The organism is Sporosarcina sp. P17b (assembly GCF_002743115.1).
GTDB classification, from domain to species: Bacteria; Bacillota; Bacilli; order Bacillales_A; family Planococcaceae; genus Sporosarcina; species Sporosarcina ureae_C.
Window position 1 is genome coordinate 1 of sequence record NZ_PDYP01000010.1, and the last position, 14,866, is coordinate 14,866.

Consider the following 14,866-nt stretch of genomic DNA (forward strand, 5'->3'; position numbering starts at 1 on the left):
AATATAAGTAAAAATATCCTTTATTATTTCCCATATAGCCCTATCGTTTGTCTTCATTTATATCTCCTTTAAAGTAAAGTGTACATCGAAACTAGCCTGCCATTTAATTCAACAAGTCCTACTCAATATGGCCCGTTTGCTTAACAAGCCAATCTCTTACAATCCATTTTAACATAAACCCCCTTTTTTAACTTCGACGTATTAAATTCCCCCGAAATATATTCTCAGGTGCCATCCCACTTATCCATTCATAAGGAAATTTAATAACACAATTAGCTGTGGCGCATTTAGTTATGTGCTGTTGTTAATTTGTTCATCAAATAAAAGGTGATTTACAATCTGCCGTGCTACATATTGTTTACTCCGCATGTACCGCACCTCGTATCTCTTTAAGAACAGCGTGTTACCTATGCCGATGAACTTTTTCAGCCCGTGGCCAAATGAAGTAGGAGAGTGAGACGACCATATCAAGGCCAACGATGAGCGCCCATAACTTCAGCATTTGAGAAAGTGCTTCGGTTTTATTGGTATCTCCAATTAAGTAAATCATGACAAACAAGAACCCGCCACCGATGATAAATGCTAGTACATGTTGCAGCGCACCTTTTACGGAATGGCGCGCATGGGCATATCCTGTTTTCTTCGCAGGTTTTGTGCCTTCTTTCTTGACGTAGTAAAGAAAGCGTTCGTCCGCCCAGTGAATCATGCTTTTTCCGAATGCGATCGATACTCCGAGATAGATCGCCGCAATGGCATGAACTTGTGTGGCAACAGCGCCGTTATATAAATCGGTAGCCGTGACGACTAGCAAGAGTAAATCGATGACTGGTGTTAACGCTAGAAAAAATAAGCCGAGCCGTTTTTTGTTGAATACATAGCGTGTAATCAGACCAGCCAGAATAACGACCCAAAAACCTATTTCACAAGCAATAATCACCCAAGCCATGAAATTCATTCGCTCACCCCATTTAGTAAAGTAGTATTGGTTATGTGTATCATAGCATAAACATTCTGAATTGTTTGTGGTCCTGGTACCATTTGAATAGATAGATATGAGATAATAGACACGGAATATGAACTCATATAAGTATTTTATTTTATGGCAGGAGGGATGGTATGGTGAAATCAAAAAGCTTCGAAGAATTTTATTATACTAAAACGGATGAGAATCATTTTATAGAAGAGGTAGTAGATTACGCCATTGCTAATCAGGGCGACTATTCTCCATATGAAGGCTTCATGCGATGTCCCGAATGTGAAATGGCGGATTTGTTTTTAGTGAGTAAATCATCTTCGGCAAGGACCCATTTGAAAAAGAAACCCACTTCGGACCATCGTGAAGGATGCTCTTATATGTATGAGTATGCATCTAAGAAATTGATAGAGAAGTATGTGGAAAATCTCAACTACGATAAAGTCCAAGATAAGCTGGATTCCATGATGCGCATGCTATTTAAGAATACACATCGACAATCGAGACAGCAGGATCATAACCAGAAAACGACTAAAGAAGAGCAAAATCCGATGTTGATTCATGGGGATAAAAAAGAGCTTCAAGAAGTGAAAGCAATCAGAAGAAAAAGTTTAACGAGCTGGATTGACGCATCTGACGGAACAGATATCCGTCTTTTATATGGAAAAGTTAAATTGGAAGTGACTGAAAAAGAAGCTGTAAATAAAAAAGGGAAGAAATTCACTTATTACTTACTCAAATTATGGACAGAGAATAAGTTAGGCGAATGGAAATATAGAACGCAAATATATAGAGGTTCGAATAAAGATGATGTTGAGTTTGACAAAGTGTATCAGATCGCAGTCATCGGGAAGTTGAATTTTAAATGGAAATGGTGGCAGATTGATTTGGTCCATCCGTCTGCTGTGCGTATCCGAGAGGTTTGAATGTATGCAAGATGTCTGTGAAATTCCATCAACTATAGGGAGTGAAGTCAATGTTTGCAGTGGGACGAGAGGATATGCGACGGATGGATCATTATGCGATTGAAACGCTTGGACTGCCGGGGGCGATTCTTATGGAAAACGCCGGCATGAAAGTGACTGATGAGCTGTTAAAACTGACCCGTGATAAGCCTGACACAAGATTCCTCGTGTTCGCAGGTGCAGGTAATAATGGCGGAGACGGATTTGTTATCGCTCGCCGATTACAGGATGAAGGCAAATCTTGCATGCTTATCGTTACCAATACATCCTCCTTGCAAGGCGATGCGAAAGTTCATTATGATGTCTACAAGAATCGAAAACTTAAAATGGTGCCTTTTATAGAAGAACTTATTCCGGATATAAAGCTATTGTTAAGTGAAAACGTCATCATTGTGGATGCGTTGTTAGGAACAGGATGTACGGGCAAACTACGTGAGCCTGTTCGCTCAGTTATAGAGCTCATCAATTCATCAAGGAGTAGAGTCGTCTCGGTAGATATTCCATCCGGGGTAAATAGCGATACTGGAGAAGTGGCAGATATAGCTATACGAGCGGATTATACGATTACGTTCGTTGCCCCGAAGGTTGGATTCTTCCTGCAGCAAGGACCAGAGCATATCGGCGAATGGAAAGTGGTTGATATTTCAGTCCCACCTTCTATAGCTGATGAACTTACACTGGAACTGCCACAAGTGATTACGGAAAACAATGCAATTAACGCGTTACCGAAACGACCACAGCACGGACATAAAGGAACATTCGGGCATGTGCTCGTCCTGGGCGGTTCGAAGTCATATGTAGGTGCACCAATCTTCACTGCTAAAGCTGCATTGCATTCGGGTGCGGGGCTTGTGACGCTCGGTGTTCCAGAGGGGATCTATCCGATGGCGGCTACGCAGTTTCCCGAAGCACTGTTTTGGCCAATGGCAGAAACGGATGGTCATGTCGCTGTAACTTCCTGTGAGCAAGAACTATTCAATTCGTATGATGTAGTGGCGGTCGGACCTGGGTTGAGTCGATTTGCAGGCGGTGAAGAGTGGATGAAAAGTCTCTGGCATTCATTGGACGGACAAGCGGTTGTAGTCGATGCGGATGGATTGTATTTATCACGCGATCTGCTGGACATAATTAGTGTATATGATGGCCCTGTAGTGTTTACACCGCATCCTGGTGAAATGGGTGCTTTGCTGAATACGACCGTACAGGACGTGGAAGCGAATCGATTGGATATAGCGAAACAATTTGCGTTGGAGCATCGGCTGTATTTAGTGTTGAAAGGGCATCGTACGGTTATCACGACACCTGAAGGGGAAGTGTATATTAACCCCTTAGGTAGTAGCGCGCTTGGCAAAGGCGGATCGGGGGATGTGCTGACGGGTTTGATCGCCTCATTCCTTGCTCAAGGAGCTAAACCAAAAGAAGCGGTAATTGCGGCAACTTACTTGCATGCGTCAGCTGGTGAAAATCAGTCGGCTCTTCATTCGGAATATGGCGTGACTGCACCTGATATTATTGAAGGTAGCAGAAAGTTATTACATGATTGGACAACAAACTAGTAAGTGAATAAGGAGGATTTTATTATGATCAATGAAACGGATTTACAGCATTTACAAAGATGTGTGGAGTTGGCGAAAGAAGCAGTAGACCACGGTGATCAGCCGTTTGGTTCGGTACTTGTTTCAGCTGAAGGCAAGGTGTTGGCTGAGGATCGTAATCGGGTAGGAAACGGTGACGCGACGCAACATCCTGAATTTGCTTTGGCACGTTGGGCTGGCGAAAATATGACAGCTGAAGAAAAGAAAAACGCAGTCGTCTATACTTCCGGAGAGCATTGTCCGATGTGCTCGGCTGCTCATGGATTAGTCGGTCTAGGGAAAATCGTGTATGCGAGTTCATCCAAACAGTTATCAGAGTGGAAGAAAGAACTGGGTGTCGAAACCCAAAGCATTCAATCGATTCCGATCGAGGGTGTCATTTTGAACGCGGAAGTGGAAGGGCCTGTTCCAGAACTAGCAGAGCAAGTTCATGAGCTGCATCGCCAGTATCACGCGAAGCAACGGTGATATATAGGAAAAGATGATGATGTCAAAAGCCTATCAGTTTAAACTGGTGGGCTTTTGTGTGTGAAAAGACAAATTCAATGCAGCTTAGAAGTAGGTTGACTATATTTCATTATTTACTCGTATGCTCGTGTGTTGAAGCATTGTGTATATTCTGTTTCGTACTTAAAATAATTAGAGAATTCTATGTACAGTTTGCGTTATTCCATAGTATGATGGATTCATAAAATGCTAAATTCTACTAGAAATTGATTACTATTGTGGGGGCAATGAAAGATGTCCAATGAAATCAGTCGCCACATATTATCCATTCACACAGTTTACACGTACATATAGTCAATCGGAAGGGGTTGGGAAGAATGGAAAAGAGGAGTACTAGTTCCACAAACGCTAAAAGCAATAAAAATAAAATCATTTTAACTATATTATCCGTGGCAGTCATTGCGGTAAGTGTATTTTTATTCACTGTCATTAAAGACAATAAAACGATCAAGCAAGCAGATTCATTGGTTGCGATAGGAAAGTATGAAAATGGCATCGCAATCTATGACACGATGCTAACGAAGAAATACTCGGACGATGTAATGGCAAAGCGTGAAAATGCGATTGAATTAATGGAAGCAAATGAAAATTATGAGCGAGGCATTGAGTCACTAGATCATAATGATCGATACAAAGCGCTGAAGTATTTTTCAAAAGTGCCTGAGAACGATACCAAATTATATGAAAAAGCAACAACTGAATTACAAGACATTGAAGATGTGACTGCTGCCGAAATTGAAGAATTGATAGGGGATCAAGAATTCGATGAAGCTCATGACATCGTGAATGCGTATCTGAAAGCAGCTCCAGGCTCTGCAAGAATCAGCAATTTAAAGGACACTTTACTAGCTATAGAAAAAGATGTTACTAAGAAAAACGCCGTAGCTAAAGCAGAAGAAGATCAAAAGATTGCACAAGCGAAGAGCGAAGAAGAAAAACAGGCAAAAGCGATTGAAGATGAAAAGAGAAAACAAGAAGCCATAGCCATAGCAAGTGCTAAAAGTAAGGAAACAGGTAAGTGGGAATTAGAACAAGCGAGAATAACGGGTGCTAATTTGGTGAATAAAACTCTTTATACAACGAGTAAAATCGCCAATCTAAGAGATGCGCCTACTTTAGGTGGGAATGTGGGAATAGTATTGTATAAAGGAACTGAAGTATATATTTTGGAGACGCACGTAGAGAGTGCTAGTAGAACGTGGTGTAAAGTGAGAGCCTACACAAATGAAGGTTCTTACGTGGGATGGATTTCGTACAATACGATGAATAACAGTATTCCTTAAAATGAAGGGTGAGCGACTCACTATGAATAATCGAACGAAGAAAGAGCAAAAATTACTAGATCAAGTGGTTGGATTTATTATTGTGTCTGCCGGTACGCCGTTTTCAAGTTTCAGGTAGGCAGTGACGTATACACCTACATGACGTGCGCATGGTAGATCGAGAAGCATTGATTCGACTAAGTATCGAAATGAAAAGAAATGTACAGATTACAGCTTAAAATATATGTTTATTCAACCTATCAGAAAAATAATCTGGTAGGTTTTTGTGCTCCTGCCCATATTCATTCACTTCCTACGTATCGTTATACTGCGAAACTTGATGAGTTTACTCCCTTTTTGTAGTATGATGCATAGAGAGTTGGAATTCGAAAACAAATTATGCGGGGGTACGACATGAATTATGGGGATCCGTTAAACAATAAAAACATTGAACCAGATAGAACGATTTATAACAGTGAGGGCTTCGATAGACAAGGGTTCAATAAGTTTGGTTATGATCGTCATGGGTTTAATGAACATGGATATAATGCTAGTGGTTTTGATAAATATGGTTTTGATGCACAGGGCTTCGATAAAAACGGCTATGACAATCAAGGCTATGATAAAGAAGGCTTTAAGGCAACGGGCTTTAATAAAGCAGGCTTTGATCGGACGGGTTATGATCGCTACGGCTATGATGCAAACGGTTATAATAAGAACGGTTATAACGTGCAAGGCTATGACAAAGACGGCTATAAAGCGGATGGCTTCAATCGCCAAGGCTATCACAAAAATGGCTATAACAAAGAAGGTTATGATGTCAACGGCTTCAATCGGGCAGGATTCAATAAACAAGGCTATGATAAATATGGCTTCAATAAATACGGTGTCAGTGCACAAGGTTATCGGACAGACGGGTTTAATAACTTGGGTTACGATAAGAATGGCTTCAATCGTCAAGGCTATAATAAATTTGGTTACGATAAAAGAGGCTTCAATCGCGATCGCAAGCATATGAATGGCACGATGTATGATGGCAGCGGTTTTGATTTCCAAGGTGTCCATAAAAATAACAGTTCATTTGACGAACAAGGGTATGACCAAGAAGGCTTTGATGAACAAGGTTTTAATAGAAGAGGATACAACCGTGAAGGTTTTACACGTGATGGTGGACATATCAGCGAAAAAACGTATGATGAAGCGGGTTACGATCAGCATGGGTACAATCGTGATGGTTTTGACAAAGCAGGGTACAATGCATCCGGCTTTAATTCGCTCGGCTACGATAGTGAAGGCTATGATGTAAATGGTTTCAATAAGCATGGCATCGACCGCGAAGGTTATAATCGCGATGGCTTCAATAAAGCAGGCGTCGACCGAGAAGGCTTTGGCAAGAACGGCCGAAACCGACAAGGCTATGACAAGAAAGGCTTTAATCTGCAAGGATATGATAAGAATGGCTTTAATAAAGACGGCTATAATCGTTTCGGCTATGATCCACACGGTTTCAATCGGGATGGCAAACATGCGAACGGTACGAAATATGATACTAAAGGATTCGATTGCAACGGCTTTACTCCTCAAGGGATTCACCGAAACGGGACGGATCGCGATGATGAAGGATACGACAAGTCGGGCTATGATGAAGAGCGCTATGACCGAAGAGGCTTTAATAAGTTAGGCTACGATAGAAATGGTTATGATAAATATGGCTACGATAAATCGGGGTTTAGGGCGGATTCGAAATAGGATTCTTGTTTAACTTTGATAGAATTTTATAAGTGATGGTTGTAATAAGTTCAACACCCCAAATTTCAGGTAGAGTTTGGGGTGTTTGTAATTTGTAAAAGATATCTGTACATAAAAATCAAACTGTAAGCCTCTCCGTATAAAAAAACATGAGGAGTGTATAAGTGAAGATATTCAAGCTATGTGTAGTCGTATTATTTATCATTTTATTTCCCGATGTGTCATCCGCCGAAGAGAATACTGTGACGAAGATTATCGATCCGTATACTATAGAAGTCAATGACACGAATCGAATTCATCTTTATGGCATCTCAACTAGTATGTTCGAAGAGTACGAAGAGTTTAAAGGGAATTTTGAAGAGGCTCCACTAAAAATAGAATCTAAAAAAATAAAAGACGCAGTACTGTTTGTGGAGGATATAGTTACTTTTCATCAGCAAGATGCTGTAAATGAAATTGAAAAGATTCTATTAAACAAAACTATTTACTTGAAGGAAGTTGAACAGGACGACTATCTCATATCTTTTTCAGCTGATGATGATCTAACTATAAATGAGTTAATTGTTGCGGAAGGTTTAGCTAATATGGACGACCTAATTAAACCAGAATATAAAATGCGTTTTTTACATGCGGAAAAGATGGCTAAAGATAATCAATCAGGGATTTGGGGCATCCGTTATCAAAGCAAGTCGATAAGCAATTCGGAAGTTATTATGGGGAAAGGAATATATAAAGTATTAGCGGTAATTAGTATAGTTAACTTGATGTACTTGCTATTCACTATAAAACAGTTATCAAATATTCCGAGTTGGTCAGGATTGTTCTATGGATTCATTTCCTTATTGATTATTCCTTTTCCAGTGATCATAGTAGCGATTCAATATAAAATGGCTGCTAAGATATATTTAGGAATCTGTTTAATTATCATACTAGTTATTTTTTACATTCTATCTAAATTCATATTGAAACACATAGAAATATTGAATATCAAGAAGTTAAGTGCCCTCATTGTCGGGTCAGTCCTAGTAGTTATTTCTTATTTTACATTTGTCTACGCTGTATTTGATAATCCACGAATAGTTCATATAACTCAAGAGGATTTCTTTTCGGGAAAAATATACACTGACGACAAAGAAGTTATAGGAGATCATATTTCCGTAAATGGCGGGACAGATCATCTGAATGATTTAGGTGATTATCTATATTTAAGTGGCACTACTTTCTTTGGTGGATCGTATGGTGATGTAATTCCTAATGGAAATATACGCTTTATAGTTGTGTTAGAAATGTTTATTGGTTTCTTATTACAATTACTTTTCTTTAGTATAGTGATCAACCTTATTTACGATAAATTTATCAAGAGTAAAAATATAGTTGAGGAAACGAGTACACAAGGTGAAAAGGACATAATGGAACGAGAAGATAAAGAGTGCCAAGTCGAAGAGGTACCACTTAAAATAAGTGCGAGAGTAAGTCTAGACAGAGAAACTACTAAATTGTCTGCGATTTTAGCGACATGTATAGTCTTGTTTCTGGAAATATGTAAGGGTAAAAAGGATTGAATAATCTATATTTAGAAATTTAATAGAGAAAACAAGACACCCGAAACTTCAGTTGAAGTTTCGGGTGTCTTTGATTAATTCTTACACAAATACTCCTCTAACCACTTCAACGCATCATCCTTGGAGGCAATATCTCCATTTAGCTGCCTTACTTCCAGAAGGAGCAAGATCTTAGCGAATGCTGGTCCAGGTTTAAGTCCGGCTTTCATTAAATCGCCACCCGACAATAGATTTTGAAGTTGGTTGCGTTTGTACAAATAATCAATGACGGATTCCAGATGCGCTACTTCATCCGCCACTAGGATAAACAGGATCGCTTCGTCGGAAAAATCGTGAAGGAACAAGTGGTAGTCTCCAGGTTGTTCCGCTGCATGCCATTGATCATGCCGCTGCAATGCGGTGATTTCTTCCAACAGCTTCCTACGGTTTTTTCGCAGTGTGAATTTTTCCGCTGCATACAAGCTATCGTTACAGTAGAACGGCAACAGGAAGTAATTGAACCAACTTGGTTTTTCACCGATTTTCAGATTTGCGATTTGACGTACTTGTTCGTTGTACAGCTTTTCTAAGTTACTAGCGGCCATGACGGAAGCACCTAACTGTTTCTCGCTGACACCAAACTGTTGCCAAACTTTTAATTCAAATAGGCGACGAATGACTTCTTGTGGTCTGCCTTCTGTGAATAAACGAATCATTTCTTCATTAATACGCTGCGGTGACAAGTGGATGACTTTATCAATTGACTCCAGTGCCAATTTTTCTGTTTGCTCATCCATCGAGAAACCGAAACGTTCTTCAAAGCGTACCGCACGGAAAATACGTGTCGGGTCTTCAATGAAACTAATATTATGGAGAATTTTGATTTTCTTCTGGCGCAAGTCTTCTTGTCCGCCAAACGGATCGATCAACTCACCAAACGCTTCTGTATTCAAACGGATTGCCATCGCATTGATCGTGAAATCACGTCGTTGCAGATCATCTTCGAGAATGGAGATTTCAACTTCAGGTAAAGCAGCTGGCTGTTCGTAATATTCGAGCCTTGACGATACCATATCAATGGATAGGCCGGACGGGGTATTCCACGTCGCAGTGCCGAAGCTTTCATGTTCCACTACTTCACCGCCATGGGTTTCCATCATGCTTTTCGCCAGTTCGATTCCATTGCCTTCCGCCACAATATCGATGTCATAATTCGGCTTGTCGAGTAAAATATCCCGTACAATCCCACCGATTAAGTAGGCAGGTGTATGGATGCGGCTAGCCGTTTCACCGATGTCTTTTAGCAATTGCGAAACTTCTTCACTCATATGCTTGTCCATCTTTTCAATAAGTTCAGTGGTAGGGGACTTGTTTTCTGTTTGCTTGTCAGCTGTCATATCGCTATAGAGCACTTCGATAATATTCGACCGTGTGACAATCCCAACGATTTCTCCGTCAATTAGCACAGGTAAGCGACCGATATTATGCTCGATGACGAGTTCCTGTATTTCTTCAAGTGAAGCATCGGGTCCGATTGAATAGATTTTAGTCGTCATATATGCCTTCACCGGTGCATGACCGAGTCCGTGGTGATTTGCTTTATCTAGATCACGTCTCGTAATTAAACCGACCAATTTATTGTTTTCGACGACAGGGTAGCCTGAATGCCCGTATCGATACATGCGATGGCCTGCTTCTTCAATCGTTGTATCAGGCGTTAGTGTTTTGACAGGCGACGTCATCAACTCTTTTGCAGTAATCGCAGGGCGCAACATTGTACTCATACTATTGTTGATTTCCTCAAGAATGGCGTCTTTATCTCCTTTTTTCACAGTGGCGGAACCTGCATGCTTGTGACCTCCGCCGCCTAGTTTTTTCAGGATAGGTTGCAGTGTAATACGTTCAGAATTTGCACGCCCTACGACGCATACAGTATTTTTCATTTTGACGACAGTAATGACCGCATCCGTTCCTTTCACACCCAGTACTTTGGTGGTAATCAATGCCAAACCGTTCAAGAAGCTATCCAACTCATGCGTACTGACTGCAATTTCAAGACCATCGACTTCATGAATTTCTGTATGTGTAAGCAATTGATCCAACAAATCTTGCTGGTCTGAAGTTAATGATTCCTCCGCGAAACTGCCAACCATCTCAAGGCTCATTCCTTGTTCGAGTAAATATGCAGCAGCTTTCATGTCACGGACCGTTGTATTCGCGTATGTAAAGTTTCCTGTGTCTGTATACAAGCCGAGACCGAATAAGGAAGCCTCAAAACTTGTGATCGATACGTTCTTTCTCTGGATTTCCTCAAGAAGCAATGTCACAGCAGCCCCTGTAAGTTCCACAGTCCCTTCATCGTATGCTAGGTCCTTTTCGCCTTTTTGATGGTGGTCATAAATAATGACTTTGCGTTTTGAGACGTCGAAATCATCGGGGAGTCTACCGATTCTAGAAAGTGAAGCGACGTCCACGATAATCATTTCTGTTACTTGATTCCAATCAATACGAGCGCTTGGCACGAAGTCGAAGACATCTCGGTAAATATTCAAGAAACGTTGTACGCGACCTTCCAGCTTATCGGAAATGATCAACTGTGCATCCGGATACAGCTTCTTCGCCGCAATCATTGAAGCGAGCGCGTCAAAGTCAGTATTGACGTGTGATGTAATAATTTGCACTGATAGTCCCCCTAGACAATATGTGAGTTAGTAAAAAAATAACCACCCTCTGCTCTGCCTGAGTGGAAGGTGGTTATTTTTCGCGTTAAATAGTGTAATAGGTACAGTTTATCAGTTTCATTCAAAATGTTCAATTGAGTCTAATCTATGGTGCTTTTTAACCCATATAGACACTATCACAAGTCCCAGGTTGCGGTTCATAGAAACAGTGATTTTTAAATTGCCCTGTAAACGGCTGACCATACCAAGTAGGCGGGCAAGGGGCGTATGGATTAAAATACCATAGCGCATAGTGGGCAGGATGTTGACGCCAGTTTGTTAGAGTCCGTTCAGCTAATCTTTTTTCAGATTCTCTTGCACGTTGGTAGAACAAGTTTCCTTTTTGTACGGCTTCGAATGAATAATTATTGCCTTGTATTTGGAAGATTACATCGTTGATCGAACGCACATCCCTGAAGTCCAGACAATCGGCTACTGCGCGATTGACAATTACATTTCCAACATATAGCATGCCTTGATTACCTTCCGCCTCGGCTTCCGCTCTCATCATTCTTGCCATTAAGTCGACATCTGAATTTCGATATTTGACTCTCGCCATAGTTTTCACCTCACTCATAGTGTATGAAAAAGAGGGGTGATGATGTGCCGTTTTAGGAAATAGTTATAGGAATGAAAATAAATATACTAGCGAACGTTGAATCGCTAATGTAGATTACTGTCTAAAAATGAAATATGCAGGTTTAATAGATTGAAATAGATACACTGAACATTTACACTGAACATTTACACTGTACATAGTACTCACAAATATTTAGAATAGTAAATTACTATTGTGATATTATTTATATCTTCTGATCGCATTGTCTACATGTACAAATTCATACATCTGTGCATACGCATTCAGATTTTTAATTATTGTGTATATATGAAGAGTGCAACGGTGTTGTAGAAGTGATGTATTCATACAAAAAAGGAGGACAAGCTCATGGCAGATAATAATACAAATAACCCCAAAAACACAAATGAAGTTTCAGATCCGGGCCGCCGCAGTTTCGTCAAGAACACAGGAATTGCTGTCGGTGGGGTAGCCGGTGGTGCGTTGCTTGGAGGACTATTTACAAGCCGCTCTAAAAATAACAACAACGCGAATTCCACTGCGGACAAAGGAACAGCTAAAGAGAAGCGTTATGAAGAAGCGCGTATGTATTTCACGCGCATGGCGGACTTTGCTATTTTGGAGCAAGCCGTTGAGCGAATCTTCCCTGAAGACGATAACGGTCCTGGTGCTATAGAGTTAGGCGTTCCGTATTATATTGACAAGCAACTTGCGGGTCCTTACGGGTCTAACGTTGGCGATTACAGACAAGGTCCCTTTAAAGGTCCTAAAACTTCCGCAGCAGATTCAAGCCTAGATCGTGGGCAGATTTTCATTAATGGACTGCGTGCAATGGATATGGAAAGCCAAAAGAGATTCGATACGAATTTCATTAAAGCAACAGAAGATCAACAATTAGAAATCATGACGGACTTTGCAGATGACAAAGTAGAAGTAAAAGGAATTACCTCAAAGGCATTCTTTGCACTACTGCGTTCAACTACGCTTGAAGGAGCGTACTGTGATCCCTTATATGGTGGTAACCGAGATATGAAAGGCTGGAAAATGAAAGAATATCCAGGAGCTATCGCATCTTACGCCAACATGATCGAAGAAGATAAATTTATTAAAATGGATCAGGTCAGCCTGACAGATTATCAACCTAAATAAACTTTAGGAAAGGGGAGAACAGAATGGTAAAAACATTGGAAAAAGTAGATGTAGTAGTCGTAGGTTCAGGCTGGGCAGGCGGTATTGCAGCAGCTGAATTAACGAAAAAAGGATATAAAGTAGTAGGTCTGGAGAGAGGTAAGGCACAGAAACGAGACGATTTCGTCGGTTCAAAAGATGAATTGCGTTATGATGTGCGGAAACTCATGTTCCAGGAATTGAACAAGGAAACATTGACGATTCGTAATACGCTGGATGAAACTGCGACACCAAACCGTAGTAACGATACGAATGCTATTAATGGTACTGCTACTGGCGGTTCAGGTGTTCACTGGAACGGTATGGTTTATCGCTGGCTTCCGACAGATTTCGAAATTCGCACGAAGACTGTGGAAAAGTATGGAGAGGAAATCATTCCGAAAGATATGCAACTTCAGAACTGGGGTATAAAATACGACGAACTAGAAAAGTATTATGACCAGTTTGAAAAAACGGGAGGCATCTCTGGGGAGCCCGATCCATTGCGACCAGGTCAGCGTTCAGATGATTATCCTACACCACCGATGAAAGAAACGGATATCATTCGTACATTCACGAAAGCAGCGAAAGATTTAGGGTATCACCCGTATCGTATTGCTTCTGCCAACATTTCAGAAACATATACAAATCCAGACGGCGAAACAATCAATGCGTGTGTTTACTGTGCATTTTGTGAATCGTTTGGCTGTGATTTTGGAGCGAAAGCGGATCCAATCGCTACGGTCTTGGCTACTGCCAATAAAACGGGTAATTATGAGTTACGCAATAATTCATATGCAGTCCGAATTGTACATGAAAATGGAAAAGCTGTCGGTATCAAATATGTAGATACGGAAACAGGTGATGAGTTCATCCAACCGGCTGATCTAGTCGTAGTGGCAGGATTTACATTTACGAATACGCGTTTAATGCTTTTATCGGAAATCGGGAAACCGTATAATCCGAAAAATGGAACGGGTGTGATCGGTAGTCACTTGACAGCACACCAACGTAACTTGACGCACACACGCGTACGTGGATTCTTCGATGAGAAGAAATTCAACCGCTATGCAGGTACGGGTGCACTTGGTGTGACGATGGATGATTTCAACGTGGAGCAACTGGATCATACGAAACTCGATTTCTTGCATGGTTTCTGTTTGCGTACGTCTCAAAGAGGAGATCGACCGATTACGAATAACCACGTTCCGGCAGGTGTTCCTTCTTGGGGGAAAGAATTTAAAGACAAGTCCATTTTCTATGCAAACCGTCGTATAGACGTTCAGCAACAAAATGGTGCACTCGCTTGGCGTGAAAACTATATGGACTTAGATCCAACGTATACAGATATGTTTGGTGATCCATTGCTGCGCGTTACGAGCAAGTTCCATGACCAAGACCGCAACATTGTCCGATATGCTCACCAAAGAGGAAAAGAGTTACTAGAGCAAATGGGCGCGGATTATATTACAGTTCCTGAAATTACGGATGAAACAGAATTTGATAAGACATCACTTTCCGATCATACGGGTGGCGGCGTCATCATGGGAGACAATCCTGAAACATCTGCTGTCAATAACTTTTCACAAGTATGGGATATGGATAATTTATTCGTAGTAGGGGCATCTTCATTCCCATTGATGGGTAGCTCCAATCCTACAGCGACAGTTGGTGCTCTCGCGTATCGTGCTGCTGAAGGAATGATCAAGTTCCTCGAGGATGGTGGAGGCCAGTTGGTCAAAAAGGAAGAAAGCGCAAAAGCGTAAACCAATTAAAGATGTGACAACGGGGGAGAGGGAGATCGAAGCCT

Annotated in this window: 11 protein-coding genes; 8 read left to right on the plus strand and 3 right to left on the minus strand. The window is 41.0% G+C overall.

The annotated features are described in order from the left end of the window. Positions 1 to 403: 403 nt before the first annotated feature. Positions 404 to 955, minus strand: a complete 552-nt coding sequence (locus CSV76_RS11810; protein ID WP_099625703.1) for a hypothetical protein — start codon at positions 953 to 955, stop codon at positions 404 to 406. Positions 956 to 1,116: 161 nt separating this feature from the next. On the opposite strand from CSV76_RS11810, the gene CSV76_RS11815 reads away from it, so the two are divergent. The 6 genes from CSV76_RS11815 to CSV76_RS11840 all read left to right on the plus strand — a co-directional run bounded on the left by CSV76_RS11815 (position 1,117) and on the right by CSV76_RS11840 (position 8,613). Further along, positions 1,117 to 1,899, plus strand: coding sequence for a hypothetical protein (locus CSV76_RS11815; RefSeq protein WP_099625704.1), 783 nt, complete (start codon positions 1,117 to 1,119; stop codon positions 1,897 to 1,899). Positions 1,900 to 1,949: 50 nt separating this feature from the next. After that, positions 1,950 to 3,494 (plus strand): NAD(P)H-hydrate dehydratase, encoded by a 1,545-nt coding sequence (locus CSV76_RS11820; RefSeq protein WP_099625705.1) that lies wholly within the window; start codon positions 1,950 to 1,952, stop codon positions 3,492 to 3,494. Between the two features lie 24 nt (positions 3,495 to 3,518). Then, on the plus strand, positions 3,519 to 4,001 hold the full coding sequence (locus CSV76_RS11825) for a nucleoside deaminase (protein ID WP_099625706.1): 483 nt from the start codon (positions 3,519 to 3,521) through the stop codon (positions 3,999 to 4,001). A gap of 356 nt (positions 4,002 to 4,357) precedes the next feature. After that, positions 4,358 to 5,323, plus strand: a complete 966-nt coding sequence (locus CSV76_RS11830; RefSeq protein WP_099625707.1) for an SH3 domain-containing protein — start codon at positions 4,358 to 4,360, stop codon at positions 5,321 to 5,323. Positions 5,324 to 5,716: 393 nt separating this feature from the next. Beyond that, entirely contained in the window at positions 5,717 to 7,051 is a 1,335-nt protein-coding gene (locus CSV76_RS11835) for a hypothetical protein (RefSeq protein ID WP_085426854.1), read from the plus strand. 164 nt (positions 7,052 to 7,215) lie between these two features. Further along, on the plus strand, positions 7,216 to 8,613 hold the full coding sequence (locus CSV76_RS11840) for a thermonuclease family protein (protein ID WP_099625708.1): 1,398 nt from the start codon (positions 7,216 to 7,218) through the stop codon (positions 8,611 to 8,613). A gap of 74 nt (positions 8,614 to 8,687) precedes the next feature. On the opposite strand, the gene CSV76_RS11845 is transcribed toward CSV76_RS11840, so the two are convergent. Continuing rightward, positions 8,688 to 11,273 carry a CBS domain-containing protein gene (locus CSV76_RS11845; protein WP_099625709.1) on the minus strand — a complete coding sequence of 862 codons (2,586 nt, stop codon included), beginning with the start codon at positions 11,271 to 11,273 and terminating at the stop codon, positions 8,688 to 8,690. Between the two features lie 157 nt (positions 11,274 to 11,430). Continuing rightward, positions 11,431 to 11,871 carry a cell wall hydrolase gene (locus tag CSV76_RS11850; protein ID WP_085426851.1) on the minus strand — a complete coding sequence of 147 codons (441 nt, stop codon included), beginning with the start codon at positions 11,869 to 11,871 and terminating at the stop codon, positions 11,431 to 11,433. Positions 11,872 to 12,258: 387 nt separating this feature from the next. Here CSV76_RS11850 and CSV76_RS11855 point away from each other — a divergent pair, with 387 nt between their 5' ends. Next, entirely contained in the window at positions 12,259 to 13,038 is a 780-nt protein-coding gene (locus CSV76_RS11855) for a gluconate 2-dehydrogenase subunit 3 family protein (RefSeq protein ID WP_099625710.1), read from the plus strand. A 23-nt stretch (positions 13,039 to 13,061) separates the two neighbouring features. Next, positions 13,062 to 14,822: a GMC family oxidoreductase gene (locus CSV76_RS11860; RefSeq protein WP_099625711.1), complete on the plus strand. Its 1,761-nt coding sequence runs from the start codon at positions 13,062 to 13,064 to the stop codon at positions 14,820 to 14,822. Positions 14,823 to 14,866 lie beyond the last annotated feature (44 nt).